Genomic DNA, 17,229 nt, shown 5'->3' with positions numbered 1-17,229 from the left:
CATATGACAGAGAGGACTATGGAATTGGAGGTCCTGCGCTATCGGCCGGAACAGGACCAAAAGCCTTCTTTTCAAACCTATGTAATACCTTTCAAGCAGGAGTGGGTCGTTCTCGATGCCATTAATTATATAAAGGATAATATAGATGGGTCATTGTCCTACCGTTGGTCCTGTAGGATGGGTGTGTGTGGGAGTTGCGGAATGATGGTTAACGGTATACCAAAGCTCACCTGCGCAGCATTTCTTAAAGATTATTATCCCGCCAAGGTTAGAGTTGAACCACTGAATGGATTTCCTATTCAGAGGGATTTAGTCATCGTGATGGACGACTTCATAACTAAATTGGAAGAAATCAAGCCTTGGATCATTCGAAAAGAGGGAGAGGAAAAATCACTGGAAGAAGGAGAATATCTGCAAACACCGGCTGAACTCGCTGCATACAAGCAGTACTCTATGTGTATCAATTGCATGCTTTGTTACGCTGCCTGTCCTGTGTACTGCATTGATAACTCATTTATCGGTCCCGCGGCAATAGCCCTGGCACAGCGATACAACATGGATTCCCGCGATCAGGGCCGTGAAATCAGGCAGGAAGTCATCGCGAGTAATGAGGGGGTTTGGGAATGCACCTTTGTTGGCGAGTGCTCACGGGTTTGTCCAAAGAATGTCGATCCAGCGGCTGCTATTCAGAGGGGTAAGGTTTCTGGAACCATTGATTATTTTAAGAGTGTGATAATTCCTTGGGGAGGAAGGAGAAAATGAAGTCTTACGTTCGTCGCTACCCAAATACCTGGTGGTTGAATAAGAGCTCCTACTTCTTTTTTATGGTGAGAGAATTCACCTCAATATTTGTTGCTGGGTATTGTATTTTTCTTCTATATTTCTTGTATAGACTCTCCCAGGGGCCTGACGCCTATTACGCATTGATCGAGGCATTAAAGTCACCCTTATCAATTGCGCTTCACGTGATTGTCTTCATTTTCGCTGTCTATCACAGTATTACTTGGTTTAAGCTTACTCCAAAGATAATGATCTTAAGGATTGGAGAGGAGCAAATACCTTCATTTCTGATATCGGGGGCTAATTTCTTTGCATGGGTGGTCGTGTCCGCTATCCTGGCCTGGATAATCTCGGTGGTATAAGAATGAGCAAATCAAATGAACCAATTTGGTGGTCCTTATTTGCGGCAGGGGGAGTAGTTTCTGCCATTTTCATCCCAATATTTATAGTAATTACCGGTCTAATCTTGCCGTCCTCGCTCACCGGAGAAGAAGCTTTTGCTTTCGAAAGAATTCACGAAGCAGCGGCTCATCCAATTGTGAGGCTTTTGGTTTTCTGCTTAATTGTCTTTCCACTCTTTACTTTTGCGCATAGGTTCCGTTCTATTCTGGCCGATGTCGGACTGATGAAAATTCGACCGGTCATTTCCGTTTTTTGTTACGGTTTTGCTATTTTTGGGACAATAATAACAGCCGTTGTTCTATGGAATTTATCATAAAATTTTGATAATTTCTAAAGCATCTAAATTAAACCTATTAGATTTCGAGGAGGCACTTGTTCTTTGAACATTCATGAGTATCAAGCAAAGGAATTGCTTTCTAAGTATGGGGTAAAGGTGCCGATTGGAAAAGTTGCTTTTAGCGAAGATGAGGCTGAACAAATAGCAAAGGATCTAGGTGTAAATAAATATGTTGTAAAGGCGCAAATACATGCAGGTGGTAGAGGCAAAGGCGGCGGAATAAAACTTTCTAATTCTCCAACTGAAATCCCTCAGATAGTGTCTGAACTGATTGGAATGGGTCTCGTAACACATCAGACTGGACCAGAAGGTAAGATAGTTAGAAAGGTATTGATAGAAGAGGCTTCCGAGATTAGGAGAGAATGTTATTTGGGAATGGTAATCGATAGGGAAAAAGAAAGAATCGTCATAATGGCGAGCGGGGAGGGTGGAGTAGAAATTGAAGAGATTGCAAAAACACACCCTGAAAGGATTATCAAAGAATATGTGGACCCTTCTCTGGGTCTTCTTCCATTTCAGTGCAGAAGAATAGCATATTTTTTGGGTTTCGAAGGAAAAGTAGTAAACAAAGCAGTTAATCTAATCACGGGTCTCTATAAAGCTTTTATTGAAAATGATTGCTCTCTTGCTGAGATCAATCCGCTTATTGTTACGAACGAAGAAGAGGTTTTAGCATTGGATGCAAAGCTTAACTTTGACGATAACGCCTTATTTCGTCATCCTGAAATTGAAAAGCTGCATGATCCTGACGAAGAGGATCCAGCTGAACTCGAGGCGAAATCTTGGGAAATCAGCTATGTCAAACTAAGTGGCAACATAGGATGCCTTGTTAATGGGGCCGGCCTGGCAATGGCGACTATGGACATTATTAAGTACTATGGTGGCGAACCGGCTAATTTCTTGGATGTTGGAGGTGGTGCAGACTCGGAACAAGTGACCCAGGCATTCAAGATGATCCTAAGCGATCCGAACGTTAAAGCCATTTTTGTGAATATATTTGGTGGCATAATGAAATGCGACACCATAGCAGCTGGCATAATCACCGCCGTGAAGGATGTTGGAATAAATGTACCACTTGTTGTTAGGCTCGAGGGCACCAATGTAGAACTTGGAAGGAAAATGTTATCCGAATCCGGGCTAAATATTCTCACGGGAGCCGATATGCAGGAAGCAGCTGCACGAGTAGTGTCGGCTGCCAAATAGGTTTATCATCAATTATCGCATATATCGATACAATTAAGAATAATATGGTCTAGTTACGTTAGGAAGAAAACTGCTCGTAATTTTTCGTTCATACCTCCTTTAACCATCCTTTTTCCCTTGACTTTTAGCTTATAGTGATTAGTTTCAATGTATCGGGCGCTGATTAAAATATGCAACAAATTGCAGTACGAGATTCTGTAGACTTGTTTTTTAAAGAAGTTGAGAGGTATCCTTTACTCAGTAGGGAAGAAGAATACCGGCTTGCTCTAAAGCACTTTGAGAATAATGACATAGAAGCGGCAAAGAAACTTGTTGTATCAAACCTGAGATTTGTCATAAAAATTGCGAACGAATATGTTTCATATGGATTTCCCGTTTCCGATCTAATCCAAGAGGGAACAGTGGGTTTGATGCAGGCAGTAAAGAGATTTAATCCACATAAGGGTTACAGACTGATCTCTTATGCAGTATGGTGGATTAAAGCAAGGATACATAATTTTATTATGAGTTCCTGGAGCCTGGTAAAAATTGGGACAACTCAAGCTCAGAGAAAGCTATTCCAAAAAATTGGCAAAGCAAAGAAGAAATTAAATATAGAAAAAGACAAATTAGAATCTGAGGATCTTAAGGTTGTTGCCGATTCTTTTGGAGTTAGAGAAAACGATGTGTTAAATATGGAGATTAGACTTGCTTCAAGGGATTTTTCTCTTGACAAAAATATCGGTGATGATGAATCCTTAACCTATATTGATTCATTGGCGGATTATCGAAAGAATCAAGAAGAAATTGTTGAACAACGCGAAACTAATGAACTGACTTATGAAGGCCTTCAAAAGGGACTTGACAAGCTTTCTGAAAAACAGCGTTACATCATCGAAGAGAGATTCATTTCTAGCCCCCCTAAAAAACTGAGAGAACTTGGGGAAGAATTGGGAATCTCTAAAGAAAGGGTTCGTCAGATTGAAACAGAAGCATTGAACAAAATTCGCTCAGTAATAGAAAAACAATATGTCAATACAAATTCAATTAACACTTTTGGAGAAATTGAGTCTTAGGAGGAGATATTCATGGCTAGTACTAAAATGATTGGAATTGATTTAGGTACCACAAACTCCGTTGTCGCATTGGTAGAAGGTGGTGAGCCTAAGGTCCTTATAAATGAAGAGGGTGCCAGGATCACACCATCAATCGTGGCGTTTACAAAGGACGGAGAGATTTTGGTTGGTGGACCTGCTAAAAGACAATCTGTAGTAAATCCTGAAAATACAATTTTCTCGACCAAAAGGCTGATGGGAAGACGCTATGAAGAGGTCGTGGATGAGATTAAGAGAATACCTTATAAAGTAGTAAAAAATAAAAACGGAGACGCTTGGATCAGCGTGAGTGGAAAGGAGTATTCCCCGCCTGAGATATCCGCCCATGTTCTAATGAAGCTAAAAAAAGCGGCAGAAACATACCTTGGAGGAGAAGTCAGAGAAGCTGTTATAACCGTGCCAGCCTATTTCAACGACAGCCAGAGGCAATCCACAAAAGATGCAGGAAAGATTGCGGGCTTAGACGTGAAGAGGATAATAAACGAGCCTACTGCTGCCGCTCTCGCCTATGGTTTCGACAAGAAGAAGGAGGGCATAATCGCGGTCTATGACCTTGGCGGAGGTACGTTTGACATTTCTATACTTGAAGTCGGTGATAATGTAATAGAAGTAAAATCTACTAACGGTGATACTCATCTTGGTGGCGACGACTTTGATGTGCTCTTGATGGATTACATAATATCTGAGTTTAAAAAGGATTCGGGAATCGACTTAGGCAGAGATAAAATGGCAATTCAAAGACTCCGAGAAGCCGCGGAAAAGGCGAAGGTTGAGCTCTCTTCAACAATGGAAACGGAGATTAACTTACCGTTTATCACAGCCGATGCGGCTGGTCCCAGACACCTCGTAATGAAAATAACACGGGCTAAATTTGAACAGCTCGTAGAAGACCTGATAAAGGGAACATTGGAGCCTTGCCGTCAGGCCCTGAAGGATGCTGGTTTGAGGGCCAGTGACATAAACGAAGTCGTACTGGTCGGCGGATCAACGAGAATACCACTTGTACAAAGGGTGGTAACGGACTTTTTTGGTAAAGAACCTCATAAGGGAATAAATCCGGATGAGGTTGTGGCTGTCGGTGCTGCAATACAAGCCGCTGTTTTAGGTGGTGACGTAAGAGATGTACTCCTGCTTGATGTGACACCCCTTTCTCTTGGGATTGAGACACTTGGCGGAGTCATGACTTCCATTATAACTAGAAATACGACTATTCCTACAAAAAAGAGTCAGGTCTTTACGACTGCAGAAGACAACCAGACTTCGGTCGAGATTCATGTGCTTCAGGGGGAGCGTCCCATGTCGCGAGATAATAGGACACTGGCGAGATTTATCCTAGATGGAATCCCTCCATCTCCGAGGGGTGTTCCTCAGGTTGAAGTGGCGTTTGATATTGATGCTGATGGAATTCTTCATGTTTTTGCGAAAGACCTTGCCACGCAGAAAGAACAAAAGATAAGGGTTGAGGCATCTAGTGGATTAAGCAAGGAACAAATTGACCAGATGGTTAGAGATGCCGAGGAAAAAGCGGAGGAAGATATAAAGCGTCGTGAATTAGTTGACAATCGAAATAAACTCGATGAACTGATCTATCGTACAGAGAAGAGCTTTAAAGAGTTTAAAGATAGGCTTTCCGATGATGAAAGGAAAGAGCTTGAAGAATCACTGGAGGAAGGAAAGCAGGCAGTAAAGGGTGAGGATTTTGGCAAAATTCAAGGTTCAATGGATAGAATTACCAAGGCGTCCCATAAGATGGCGGAATTGATGTATAAGCAGGCTGCCGAGGGCGGTGCGTCAGAGGGCGCAGATGGTTTTGGTGCTGGAGGAGCGGCCGAAGGTGAAGGTGAGGCGGCGGAATCATCGGGTACCCAACAGAAAAAAGACGGAGGAGATGATGTTATAGATGCCGAATTCACCGAAAAATAGTTTGCTATAGTAGACGGATAGACAGGCATCTGGAAAAACACAATCTTTCCTAATCAATGACTAATTGTTGAAGGGTTGCTAATCTGCAGTTTCACTGTTAGTTTTATACGAGTTACTCACTTATTTCTTTGAACATATAAAATCCAGGGATTAAGGCTTTAATGTCCTTATTTCAAAAGCCTTAATGGAGGTCATACGTGAAAGCAGGGATTCACCCAGAGTATAAAGAAGTTACTATAACGTGCGCATGTGGCGCTGTTCATAAGACCAGATCTACGAGGATTGAAAACTTTACCGCGGAAATATGCTCAAATTGTCATCCATTTTACACGGGTAGGGAGAGATCAACGGCTTCAAAAGGTAGAGTCGAACGTTTTCGGAGAAAATACAAAGATAATAAAGCTTCTTAGTTTGTCTTAGAACAATAACCAACACACGCCATCTTTATGATTAAACTGGCAATTTTTTAAAAATTACTTTACAAGTAAATACCTATTACTCTATAATATCAAAATTCCCATAGAAAGGAGATCATATGCCTGACTTCCCTAGAGAGAGTATCCGAAACTTAGCTATTATCGGCAATCATGGTGAAGGTAAAACCTCCCTTGCAGAAGCTATGTTATTTCTCGGGGGAGCTACCGATAAGCTGGGGAATGTAGATAATGGTTCTTCCACATTAGAATATGAACTGGAGGAAAAGAACAGAAAGATGTCGATCAACTCCCATGTCGCTTATTATGAGTGGAGTGATCACCTTGTCAACATAATCGATACCCCCGGATTTATGAATTTTTTATATGAAACTGAGAGTTCCCTAAAGGTGGTAGATTCCGCAATTGTCACGTTAAACGCCATTCCAGGCGTAAGAACACAGGTAAGAAAGTTTTGGCAAATGGCTTCGCAGCAAGGAATTCCTAACCTGTTGTTTATTAATAAATTGGATAAAGAGAGATCTAATTTTGACAATGCAATTGCAGAACTCGGAAAGGAAATACAGGCCAGAATCATTCCGTTAACCATTCCCATTGGCAAAGAGCAAGATTTTACAGGAGTAGTCGATTTAATAGAAATGAATGCCCATATATATGGAGGCGACGGTAAATACACAATCGACAAGATACCGGGCGAAATAGAAGAACTGGCTAAAGGTCATAGAGAGAAAATTATTGAAGCAGTTGCAGAATTAGACGACGAGTTACTTGAAAAATATCTAGAGGGAGAAACTTTTGACAACGAGGTTATAAATAATAAGCTGCGTGAGGGCGTACGTGGTTCGAAGATCGTTCCTCTATTTGTAGGTTCTGCTACGAAGTTAATTGGAATTAACATGATCATGGATGCAATCAACCGTTTTTTGCCTTCACCGATTGAAAGACGATCCTTGATGGTCAAAGATATCCAGGGAGAAGATAAAGAGATATTTCCCAAACTTGAAGAGACTACTTCGGCATATGTTTTCAAGACGATTTCTGATCCCTATGCAGGGAAAATAAGCATTTTTAGAATATTCACCGGTGAATTAAAGTCAGAATCAAATATTTACATTTCTAACAGTAAATCGCGTGAGAAGATCGGTCAGTTATACAGGATCATCGGGAAAAAACAGCTGCCGGTTAACAATGCATTATTCGGGGACATTGTGACTGTTAATAAATTGAAGGGAATTCAGACAGGAGAGACAATTTCAGATCAGTCAAAACCAGTCGTCATTCCGCCCGTGCGAATCCCAAAGGCTGTGATGTCCTATGCTATCCAGCCCAAATCCAGGTCAGATGAGGATAAACTCATGCCATCACTGCACCGAATCAAAGAAGAGGATCCCACCATATCGTTTAGAATTGATGATGAAACAAAAGAATTTCTAATCTCCGGCACTGGACAGACACATGTTGAGGTCGTCGTTGAAAAGCTGAAGCATACCTATGGGGTGAATGTTGATTTGCAAACCCCAAAGGTCCCCTACAGAGAAACGATTAAGGGAAGCGCGAAAGCAGAAGGTAAATATATAAAACAAACAGGAGGAAGGGGACAATATGGTGACGCATGGATTGATATAGAGCCATTACCGAGGGGGAAAGATTTTGAATTTGTCGACAAGATTGTTGGAGGGGCGATTCCTAGAAACTTTATACCATCAGTCGAAAAGGGGGTGAGGGAGGCATTAAAAAAAGGCGTGTTAGCGGGGTATCCTGTGATGGATGTAAAGGTAACTCTTTTTGACGGTAAGTATCACACTGTTGATTCATCGGATATAGCTTTTCAGATTGCCGGCTCCATGGGTTTTAAAAAGGCAATGGAAGTGGCTCATCCCGTTCTTCTTGAACCTATAATGCGTATAGAGATATTCACGCCCGAAGATTCGTTAGGCGACGTTATTGGCGATGTTAATTCAAGAAGGGGCAAGGTTTCAGGCGTTGAACCTCAAGCTGCTGGGCACCTTGTTAAGGCATTATTGCCCATGGCGGAGGTCTTAACATATGCGCCTGAGCTAAGATCGATCACGAGCGGTCGTGGCTCGTTCACACAGGAATTCGATCATTATGAAGAGGTACCTTCGCATATTGCGAATAAAATAATAGAGGGAGCTAATAAAGAAAGAGGATCCGAAGCATAGGGTAAAAAAAGGAATACTCACTCTCTATTTATTTGCGCATAACGACATACTTGGCAACCTTCGCATAGGAATTAAAAGCCGTATCTTGGCAGTGCATGTGTATTTTGTCCGTTCTAATTTATCAAGATCTCCAAGAAATTTAAGTCGATATTCATGCGAATTGCCTCAATCGATATTGGTACAAACACAATACGTATCCTGATATGCGAAACTGCGGGGAAACGTATCAGTAAAATATACGTAGACCAGGTAATTACTCGTTTGGGTGGCGGATATAAAAGGGATGAGCGACTATTAACCGACACTGCGATAAAACGGTCCATCATTGTTCTGAAGGAATTTTCTAAAATCATTAAGAGCTACGGCGTTGACAGATCCAGGATAGTTGCTACAAGTGTCGTCAGGGAATCGATAAACGGGCACGAATTTATCAGTAGGGTGAAGGATGAGGCAGGAATTGATATAGAATTGATCTCTGGGCAGGAAGAGGCCAAACTCGCTGCCGCAGGGGTTTTAAACTCCGTAAAAATAAGAAGCAAACATGTTGTAATACTTGATATCGGCGGAGGAAGCACGGAGTATATATTTCTAGATAATGATTATGGAATGGATGTTGTAACTACAAGTATGGGAGTGGTTCACCTATCGGAAAAATTTATAGATACCGACGTTCCCACTCAAGCTGCCATTAAGGATCTTTCAGATCACATAGAAAACGTAATAAGTTCTGAATTAAAAAACCGAGCTATGATGGCCACTGATTGTTTCTCGTTGATCGCGACGGCCGGGACGCCTACGACACTGGCTGCTATTGAGATTGGAATGGATGAATACGACGTTGACCTTGTAAATGGATTTGTGCTAAGCAAGGAAACGATATTAAGAATATTTTATAAGTTGCTAAGACTTCCATCAGATGAAAGAATAAAGGTAAGAGGCCTTAAAAAGGGGAGAGAAGATGTGATCATTCCCGGGATAATCATATTGTTGAAATCCATGCAATGGTTTTCGAAAGACGAGGTTATCGTATGCGACGGGGGGCTGCTTGAGGGCGTTGCCATGAGCTTGATCGATTAAAGACTAATTAAAATATTGTAGTTATTATAGTTAGTTATGAATAAACTTCGTTGACAATCAATCTCTCAGTTATTATATTCTTTAATACCATTGACTTATGACAAATTCAGAAGTTTCAACAAGAGAAAAAAGGATACTTTATTTGGTCATTGATAATTATATCAAGACCGGAGAGCCAGTAGGATCCTCATGCCTAGTATCGAAGTATCGGTTGCCATGGAGTCCGGCTACAGTAAGAAGTGTTATGTTTGAATTAATGGACAAAAACTATCTGGTTCAGCCCCACATATCCGCAGGGCGGGTACCAACAGAAAAGGGTATAAGAATTTACATTAACTCACTATTAGACCAAAAAAAATTACCCAAGTCTAAGAGGACTGTAATCAAAAGACGCTATAAACAATTGGATGGGACTCTTAACGAGGTTATTTATGAAACCAGCATAATGCTTTCTGATATTTCGAACTGTACTGGGTTGGCTACGCTTCCCTCTACTAGATCTATGAAAATTAAATCTACTAAACTGATAAGAATCGCCGATAGAAAGGTTCTTGTAATAATAGTGTTTGACAATGGAATGATAGATCAAAGGATGATTAGACTCAGCGGGAAAATACCCGACGGTATGCTTCGAAAATTGAGTGACTATGTAAACAAACTTACTATGGCCCTCACATTAGATGAGGTTGAGTCAATTGTTATTGACAAGCTTAAACATGAAAGGCGGATCTATCGTGAATTCCTTGAGCGGGTAGTGAAGTTTTCCACTGGTAAATTTGATGAAAGACTTAAATCCGCTGTTTATATCAAGGGTCACCCCTCAATCTTCGACAATTATAGTCTTAATAACCCCGAGGGCCTTAAAGATTTATTTAGGGCTTTAGAGGAAAAAAGCTTTCTAGTTGAAATCCTTGGCAAGGCAATGAATGAAGATAGCACTATAGTGTTCTTGGGAGCGGAGAACGGTGTACCCGCTGGCTATAGCGTAATAGCTGCTCCTTATGGTACAAATAAAAATCTAGGGACTCTTGGAGTATTAGGTCCGTTACATATGGACTATGGCCAAATCGTACCCTTAGTTGATTATACAGCGAAGATCGTTAGCAATATCGTTGGCACAGGAGGTTGAAATGAAGCCTAATTCCAAACATAAACAGCAGGAGAGTGAAGAACTCACATTCAAAACGGACGACGAGCCGATAGAAGAAGAGGAGAATTCGACAGGGGAAAATCACCTTTCTGAGGAAGAATCTCTAGAGAAACAGCTACAGGAAAGCAAAAAGGCTTTTGAAGAAATCAACGATCAATATTTGCGGTTAGCAGCCGATTTTGATAATTACAAGAAGAGAATCTCTAGGGAAAAAGCCGACCTCATATCCTATGGTAATGAGGAACTTATTAGATCTCTTCTAGGCGTGTTGGATAATCTTGAAAGGGGAATCGAACACTCAGAAACAGACAGAGACACAAATCCAATTATTGAGGGTTTAAGATTAGTTCATAAACAATTTCTGGATTGCCTGGAGAAATATGGAGTTAAAGCAATAAAGGTGCATAAAGGGGACGAATTTGATCCTAAGCTGCATCAAGCAGTCGAACGAGTGGAATCCAGTGAGATTCAGCCCGGATTAATCCTTTCTGAAATGCTAAAGGGCTACATGTTAAAGGATAGACTCCTGAGACCTTCACTTGTAACAGTATCAAAGGGAGAAGCTGTAAACCCTTCTGATCTAGAATCGGCTGGGGATGAGATTGAGATTAGCATTTCAGATGGTGACGGCAATGGCAAAACAAAGTTGATCAATTGAGATATATAATGATAATTTTCTCGTTTATTAACTAAATTAGGTAACAAATGATGGCTAAAGCAGACTATTATGATGTTCTTGGGCTAAACAGAAGTGCCTCCCAGGAAGAGATAAAAAGGGCATATAAAAAACTCGCATTTGAATACCATCCCGACAGGAATCCCGGAAATGCGAGCGCCGAAGCAAAATTCAAGGAGATAAACGAAGCATATCAGATATTGAGTAGTCCAAATAAAAGGGCTCAGTATGATAGCTTCGGACATATGTCGTCGGAGGGTATTTTCACCGATGCGAATTTCGGATTCAACTTTAACGATATCTTTGGAAATCTATTTGATGAGGTTTTCAGCACCGGCAGAAGGAGCCGAGCAGAGAGAGGCAGAGATTTAAAGTATGATCTGGAGATATCATTTGAAGAAGCTGCCTTTGGAGTGGAAAAAGAGATAACAATACCGAAAAGAATAATCTGTGACGAATGCAGCGGAAGAGGTGCCGCGCCGGGAGGCGAAATCACGTGTTCTACCTGCGGAGGAAGAGGTTCAGTTAGGTACTCGGAGGGATTTTTGGCTATAAGCCGAACTTGTTCAAACTGTGGTGGAACAGGGAGAAGGATCACAAAGGTATGCTCCAATTGCCGAGGCGAAGGATTAATTACATCAAAACATCTGGTCGAAGTGAAGGTTCCGGCTGGTATTATGGATGGTGCAAGGCTTAGGATTCGAGGCGAGGGAGAGGTCGGTTTATACGGAGGCCATAGCGGCGATTTGTACATAGAAACGCATGTCAGAGAACATCCCTTCTTTACGAGGGAAGGGAAGGACATTTACTGTGAAGTACCGATTACCTTTATACAAGCGGCTCTTGGAGACGAAATCGAGATTCCCACGCTCGAAGGAAAATCCAAGATAAAGATACCTGCTGGGACCCAGTCCGGACACATTCTAAGTATTAAGGATAAGGGCGTGCCAAATTTAAATGGAAGAGGGAAGGGGGATCTATTTATAAAAATACTTGTCGAAGTCCCTGTAAAGCTGAACTCCAAGCAAAGAGAGCTATTAGAGGAATTTGCAAAAACCTATGAACAAGGCCATAGTCCAAAGGTCGGTAAATTTTTTGAAAAGTTACAAGAGTTTCTCCGTTAATACAGGTAAATAGCGACTAATACCTCATGTAACTTCTTATAAGTTCAATTAGTCTCATATCCCATATATTATAATTAGTTAGGTAAGATATAGTAATAATATTCTAAATAGCATTAGTTTATGGGCTTATGTCTCAGCAATTATTCCGTTCTTCTGTCATTACGAAAAAAACTTGATTGGCATTCCAAAAATTGCGGCCTGTGCTGAACTTGTTTCAGTATTAAGAAAATCAGGAACGAAGACGTATAGAAAAATTTGCGGGTTGTGGTTGAATTAAATTTTTTAGTCGTTATGTCATCCTCGAAATCAGTAGTCGGGGATCCAGAGGTAAAAGCATGGATTCCCTATTAAGGAATTAGGGAATGACAACAGGGGGCAACCTAGTCCTGAGCGACGTCGAAGGGTTGCTTCTTTGTACCTGTGCTGAACCATGTCCTGACGATAGGTCAGGATCTATTCAGTATCAAGACAAAGAAGTAATAACACCCGTTCGGGAACGGTAATTACATGGGATTGCGTTGGTGATAATTGTTGCTTTAATGCCCACCGGCAATTGCCGGAATAATCGAGACTATGTCTGTTTCCTGAAGCTCGGTGTCAGTTCCCTTTAAGAACCTAATATCCTCGTTATTCACATATAAGTTTATGAATCTCCTGACGTTACCATCCTCATCGCATAACCTTTGCTTAATTCCGGGAAACTGACTCTCGAGCTCCTCAATCAGGTTTCCAATCGTTGCAGCTTCCACCGAAACTTCATCCTTTTCCCCTGTTAGCCTCCTAAGTGGAGTGGGTATTCTTACTGACGGCATGTTGAATACCTCCTTTATCATTGCTTTTTAGACTCCAGTAAAGCTCTTCGAATTCCTCAATATTTGGGTCAATAATTTGAGGTACTGCCACGGCATCCCTCACCGCCTCCTGCGTTTTGAGCCCATTGCCTGTTATGCACACCACAACTGATTCATCCTTAGCAATAAACCCTTGATCAATGAGTTTTTTGGTAACAGCCATTGTTACACCCCCAGCTGTCTCAGTAAAGATTCCTTCAGTCTCCGCAAGGAGTTTGATCCCATCGATTATTTCATCATCTGTGGCGTCTTCACTCCAACCACCGCTTTCTTTTATCACACTCATCGCGAAATAACCATCTGCAGGTGTTCCAATTGCGAGGGACTTAGCAATTGTATCTGGTTTTTGTGGCCTGAAGATCTCCCAACCATTTTTCACAGCGGTACTGATTGGTGAACACCCTTTAGCCTGTGCTCCGTGGATCTTAGTTTCAGTAATTTCTACGAGATCTAGTTTCTGGAACTCCTTTACGGATTTCCAAATTTTCGTCAGTAACGATCCACTTGCCATTGGAACGACAAAATGCTTCGGAACTGTCCAACCGAGTTGCTCCATGACCTCGAAACCCAGGGATTTTGATCCTTCAGCGTAATATGGACGCAAATTTATATTCACGAAACCCCAGCCAAATTTACCGGCAATCTCACTGCAAAGACGATTGACATCATCATAGCTACCCTGTATTCGAATGAGATTCGTGCCATAAATGGTCGTTCCGATGATCTTGGCCAGTTCCAGGTCATAGGGAATGAATATAAAGCTTTCTAGGTTTCCGGAAGAGGATAGAGAAGAAACAGCATTAGCCAAATTCCCAGTAGATGCACATGCTACAGTGTTGAAACCAAATTCCTTCGCCTTTGATAGGGCCACAGAGACAACCCTGTCCTTAAATGAAAGTGTTGGAAAGCATACAGAGTCATTCTTGATGTATAAATCTCTGACTCCCAGTACATCTGCCAAATTGTCGGCTCTCAAAAGCGGTGTGAAACCGACATCTTTTCCTACAGTTGGTTGTTCATCAATAGGAAGGAGCTCGGCATAGCGCCATATGTTTGGCTCTCTCTGCTGTATTCTTTCCCTTGTTAGAACCTTCTTTATTTCATCATAATCATAACTCACCTCAAGTGGCCCAAAACAGAATTCACACACGTGAAGTGGTTCTTTTGGATAGTCATCACCGCATTCCTTGCAGAATAGTCCTTTTACAGCACTCATTGGTAAACTCTCTTATGAATAACCAATTATGATTACCTCTAATTATAGAGTTGTCAAGGAATTATTTAGAATCTGTGGTAAGTTACGAAGGTTATAATCCTCCTTCCATTATTGACAAGCCCGGTAAGGTCACTGAGGGACGGTTCGATTCTCTCAGGATTACCTGCCTTTCGAAACAATCTCGTTGCAGGCTCCAGCGCAGAAATCTCGCCAACAGCAAACACTCCCGTGTAAATCCCGAAATCATTGATTGGGAATCCATGAATGAAAAAGGTTTGGTTTCGTTTATAATTAGCATAGTCTCCGTAGAGAGAAAAGGAGCGATATCGTGAAGATAGGATTACAAATTATAAGTTTCAAATTTCCTGAAGGTTCTTCTGTTATTGCGGATAAGCTTTCGGAGATTGCTCAGACCGCTGACGATGTGGGCTTTTCCAGCATCTGGGTCATGGATCACCTATTCCAGATTGATATGGAGAAGTTCGACATGTTCGTAGAGGATCCCATGTTGGAATCATACAGCACTCTTGGCTTTCTCGCAGGAAAAACAAAAACAGCACGCCTTGGAGCTCTGGTGACAGGGGTGGTTTACAGAGACCCTGGTTTACTGATCAAGGCTGTTACATCCCTTGATATTTTATCGGGAGGGAGGGCCAATCTGGGTATCGGAGCTGCGTGGTACGAACGCGAGGCCAGGGGATTGGGGTTTCTGTTCCCTCCGCTAAAGGAACGGTTTGAACGGCTCGAGGAGACACTACAGATAGCAAAACAGATGTGGTCAGGGCAGACGATGGCCTATGATGGCAAACACTATCATTTAGCTGAGCCGTTAAATAATCCTCAGCCAATCACCAAACCGCATCCACCGATTTTTATAGGTGGTTCGGGCGAAAAAAAAACCCTCCGATTGATAGCTAAATATGGGGATGCCTGCAATCTCTATGGGCTGGCATTTGGCAATACGGTTGAAGAAATGACTCACAAACTCGATGTTTTAAATGGGCACTGTGAGGAATTAGGTCGACCGTACAATGAAATAGAACGCACTGTTATCGATTCTGTAAAAATCGCTCCGGATGCGTCGAATGCCTCACATATTATTAACGATTGCCGCGTCCTTGCCGGAATAGGCATTCAGCACGTCATTTATAGTATACAAAACGTGCACGAGATAACCCCACTTGAAGTATTTGGTAGAGACGTGATTCCGGTGGTTTCCCAGTTCTAAATTTATAGAAAAAGGATTAAGGCTAGTGCTTACGATTAAATATCATGAATTGCCTTTATACTTAAGTTACCTGTCAACTGCTAGGTAACAAACCCTGTTATTTTGAGAGAATTAAATGGATGAACTCGAGCTAAGGAAAAAAGTAAGAGATATAATGTTTCTAAACCTTCAGGCGGGTTATTCTCATCATCTAAAGACTCATTATGTTTATAACAAACCTTCTTTCGAGAGATATCCTTACCAATGGTGGTGGGATACATGTTTTCATATCTACATCCTCTGCGCCCTGGAAGAATACGAGCTTGCAAAGCAGAATCTGATGAGTCTATTCGCCATGCAGGAGCCGGACGGTTTTGTAGGGCATATGGTTTATTGGCAGCTCTTACTACCTAAAAATATATTCACTATTATAGAGGCAAAGCGCCCTCGAGGGTATTTAAGGCCTCACATGAGCGCGCTTATTCAACCCAGTTTCGTGGCCCAGTCCCTGGAAAGGATTTACGAAAAAACCGGGGACAAGGAATTTTTGACATTGATGCTTCCAAAGATAAAGAAATACCACAACTGGGTAATTTCCAACCGCGCTTTTGACGGAGATAGCCTAATTACAATCATAGCACCCGTGGAATCTGGAATCGATTGGAAACCTTCATATGACGAAGTATTGAAGTTTTCCGGTGGACCGGCAAATTGGAAATTATATTTTAAAATGCTTTTCTCTCAAACTAGAAATTTCTTCGATAGGTACGATCTTCAAAGAATTAAAAAAGCTAATCGCTTTCTCGTAAAGGATGTTGCGGTTAATACGATAAATGCGCTTGATCTTTATGCACTTAGTAGGCTTTGTGAGATTGCAAATGACGGTGATGGAGAGAGTTATAAGGCACATGCAATAAAGATGTCGACGCGGATGCTCGAGGTCATGTTTGATGAAGCTGACGATGCGTTTTATGACGTGTACGGTCCTGATAATATAAAGTTAAAGGTTATTACACCCACAGTATTATTTCCGATGGCGCTTCCAAAGGTTCCAACCGATTTGTCGAAAAGGATGATAATTCGTTACTTGAAATCAGAGGAGCATTTCGCTCTCCCATTTCCTATTCCTTCCGTTTCAAAGTCGGAAAAATCCTTTGTTCCCGACAGGCAGCAGTTTAGGGGACAGGATTTCTTATGGCGCGGTCCGACATGGGCTTTTTATAATTGGTTTCTTTTTCGCTGTCTGAAGGAAGAAGGATTTCTGGAAGAGGCCATGAAGCTCCGCGAAGTGGTAATATCTCTGATTGAGAGGAGTGGTTTTCGAGAATATTACAATCCTTTCACAGGCGAGGGTTATGGGGCGGCGCGGTTTACCTGGTCGGGTTTAGTTTTAGACATGGAGATTTGATTTGCTCATCTATTGCCTTCCCATATCATTCCGGACTTCAGTAGTCGGGAATCCAATTGATTATCGGCGACAAACCCTGAGTGACATAGAAGGGTCGAAGCAATCTTATAAGATGTCATTCTAAAATGCTTCACGTTACATTCGAATTGACCCTAGTCCAGGTG

At 41.7% G+C, this 17,229-nt stretch carries 16 protein-coding genes; 14 read left to right on the top strand and 2 right to left on the bottom strand.

Annotated elements, in window-relative coordinates:
- Nucleotides 1-3 precede the first annotated feature (3 nt).
- The 12 genes from VGA95_02950 (at nt 4) to dnaJ (ending at nt 12,383) form a co-directional block, all read left to right on the top strand.
- Nucleotides 4-762, top strand: a complete 759-nt coding sequence (locus tag VGA95_02950; GenBank protein HEX9665493.1) for a succinate dehydrogenase/fumarate reductase iron-sulfur subunit — start codon at nt 4-6, stop codon at nt 760-762.
- Nucleotides 759-1,142 (top strand): fumarate reductase subunit C, encoded by a 384-nt coding sequence (locus tag VGA95_02945; protein HEX9665492.1) that lies wholly within the window; start codon nt 759-761, stop codon nt 1,140-1,142. The genes VGA95_02950 and VGA95_02945 overlap by 4 nt, the downstream gene beginning before the upstream one ends.
- Before the next feature lie 2 nt (nt 1,143-1,144).
- The gene (gene frdD, locus VGA95_02940; GenBank protein HEX9665491.1) at nt 1,145-1,498 is read left to right on the top strand and encodes a fumarate reductase subunit FrdD; all 354 of its coding nucleotides are present in this window, start codon (nt 1,145-1,147) and stop codon (nt 1,496-1,498) included.
- 63 nt (nt 1,499-1,561) lie between these two features.
- Entirely contained in the window at nt 1,562-2,722 is a 1,161-nt protein-coding gene (gene sucC, locus VGA95_02935; GenBank protein HEX9665490.1) for an ADP-forming succinate--CoA ligase subunit beta, read from the top strand.
- Nucleotides 2,723-2,892: 170 nt separating this feature from the next.
- A complete protein-coding gene (locus VGA95_02930; protein HEX9665489.1) occupies nt 2,893-3,777 on the top strand; it encodes an RNA polymerase factor sigma-32 in 885 nt (294 codons plus the stop codon).
- Between the two features lie 12 nt (nt 3,778-3,789).
- On the top strand, nt 3,790-5,739 hold the full coding sequence (gene dnaK / locus VGA95_02925) for a molecular chaperone DnaK (GenBank protein ID HEX9665488.1): 1,950 nt from the start codon (nt 3,790-3,792) through the stop codon (nt 5,737-5,739).
- 197 nt (nt 5,740-5,936) lie between these two features.
- Complete coding sequence (gene rpmE / locus VGA95_02920) at nt 5,937-6,149, top strand: 50S ribosomal protein L31 (protein HEX9665487.1); 213 nt, start codon at nt 5,937-5,939, stop codon at nt 6,147-6,149.
- A gap of 125 nt (nt 6,150-6,274) precedes the next feature.
- Nucleotides 6,275-8,356, top strand: coding sequence for an elongation factor G (fusA, locus tag VGA95_02915; protein HEX9665486.1), 2,082 nt, complete (start codon nt 6,275-6,277; stop codon nt 8,354-8,356).
- 153 nt (nt 8,357-8,509) lie between these two features.
- Nucleotides 8,510-9,433 carry a Ppx/GppA phosphatase family protein gene (locus tag VGA95_02910; GenBank protein ID HEX9665485.1) on the top strand — a complete coding sequence of 308 codons (924 nt, stop codon included), beginning with the start codon at nt 8,510-8,512 and terminating at the stop codon, nt 9,431-9,433.
- A gap of 97 nt (nt 9,434-9,530) precedes the next feature.
- Entirely contained in the window at nt 9,531-10,562 is a 1,032-nt protein-coding gene (gene hrcA / locus VGA95_02905) for a heat-inducible transcriptional repressor HrcA (protein HEX9665484.1), read from the top strand.
- Between the two features lies 1 nt (nt 10,563).
- Nucleotides 10,564-11,241, top strand: a complete 678-nt coding sequence (gene grpE / locus VGA95_02900; GenBank protein HEX9665483.1) for a nucleotide exchange factor GrpE — start codon at nt 10,564-10,566, stop codon at nt 11,239-11,241.
- Nucleotides 11,242-11,288: 47 nt separating this feature from the next.
- Entirely contained in the window at nt 11,289-12,383 is a 1,095-nt protein-coding gene (gene dnaJ, locus VGA95_02895) for a molecular chaperone DnaJ (protein ID HEX9665482.1), read from the top strand.
- Between the two features lie 536 nt (nt 12,384-12,919).
- On the opposite strand, the gene VGA95_02890 is transcribed toward dnaJ, so the two are convergent.
- Both VGA95_02890 and thrC read right to left on the bottom strand, forming a co-directional pair.
- Entirely contained in the window at nt 12,920-13,195 is a 276-nt protein-coding gene (locus tag VGA95_02890; protein HEX9665481.1) for a MoaD/ThiS family protein, read from the bottom strand.
- On the bottom strand, nt 13,164-14,450 hold the full coding sequence (thrC, locus tag VGA95_02885; protein HEX9665480.1) for a threonine synthase: 1,287 nt from the start codon (nt 14,448-14,450) through the stop codon (nt 13,164-13,166). The genes VGA95_02890 and thrC overlap by 32 nt, the downstream gene beginning before the upstream one ends.
- 328 nt (nt 14,451-14,778) lie before the next feature.
- Here thrC and VGA95_02880 point away from each other — a divergent pair, with 328 nt between their 5' ends.
- Both VGA95_02880 and VGA95_02875 read left to right on the top strand, forming a co-directional pair.
- Nucleotides 14,779-15,678 (top strand): LLM class F420-dependent oxidoreductase, encoded by a 900-nt coding sequence (locus VGA95_02880; GenBank protein ID HEX9665479.1) that lies wholly within the window; start codon nt 14,779-14,781, stop codon nt 15,676-15,678.
- 115 nt (nt 15,679-15,793) lie between these two features.
- Nucleotides 15,794-17,065 carry a trehalase-like protein gene (locus tag VGA95_02875; GenBank protein HEX9665478.1) on the top strand — a complete coding sequence of 424 codons (1,272 nt, stop codon included), beginning with the start codon at nt 15,794-15,796 and terminating at the stop codon, nt 17,063-17,065.
- Nucleotides 17,066-17,229 lie beyond the last annotated feature (164 nt).

The organism is Thermodesulfobacteriota bacterium, from assembly GCA_036397855.1.
GTDB lineage: Bacteria > Desulfobacterota_D > UBA1144 > Nemesobacterales > CSP1-2 > DASWID01.
Note: the sequence above shows the minus strand (reverse complement) of the source record. Positions and strands in the feature narration are given on the sequence as shown.

Excerpts from the sequence above, each read along its gene's own strand:
- dnaK (HEX9665488.1), top strand. The coding sequence starts at position 3,790 with ATGGCTAGTACTAAAATGATTGGAATTGATTTAGGTACCACAAACTCC.
- hrcA (HEX9665484.1), top strand. The coding sequence starts at position 9,531 with ATGACAAATTCAGAAGTTTCAACAAGAGAAAAAAGGATACTTTATTTG.
- fusA (HEX9665486.1), top strand. The coding sequence starts at position 6,275 with ATGCCTGACTTCCCTAGAGAGAGTATCCGAAACTTAGCTATTATCGGC.
- VGA95_02945 (HEX9665492.1), top strand. The coding sequence starts at position 759 with ATGAAGTCTTACGTTCGTCGCTACCCAAATACCTGGTGGTTGAATAAG.
- VGA95_02910 (HEX9665485.1), top strand. The coding sequence starts at position 8,510 with ATGCGAATTGCCTCAATCGATATTGGTACAAACACAATACGTATCCTG.
- VGA95_02930 (HEX9665489.1), top strand. The coding sequence starts at position 2,893 with ATGCAACAAATTGCAGTACGAGATTCTGTAGACTTGTTTTTTAAAGAA.
- grpE (HEX9665483.1), top strand. The coding sequence starts at position 10,564 with ATGAAGCCTAATTCCAAACATAAACAGCAGGAGAGTGAAGAACTCACA.
- dnaJ (HEX9665482.1), top strand. The coding sequence starts at position 11,289 with ATGATGGCTAAAGCAGACTATTATGATGTTCTTGGGCTAAACAGAAGT.
- VGA95_02875 (HEX9665478.1), top strand. The coding sequence starts at position 15,794 with ATGGATGAACTCGAGCTAAGGAAAAAAGTAAGAGATATAATGTTTCTA.
- VGA95_02890 (HEX9665481.1), bottom strand. The coding sequence starts at position 13,195 with ATGCCGTCAGTAAGAATACCCACTCCACTTAGGAGGCTAACAGGGGAA.
- thrC (HEX9665480.1), bottom strand. The coding sequence starts at position 14,450 with ATGAGTGCTGTAAAAGGACTATTCTGCAAGGAATGCGGTGATGACTAT.
- frdD (HEX9665491.1), top strand. The coding sequence starts at position 1,145 with ATGAGCAAATCAAATGAACCAATTTGGTGGTCCTTATTTGCGGCAGGG.
- VGA95_02950 (HEX9665493.1), top strand. The coding sequence starts at position 4 with ATGACAGAGAGGACTATGGAATTGGAGGTCCTGCGCTATCGGCCGGAA.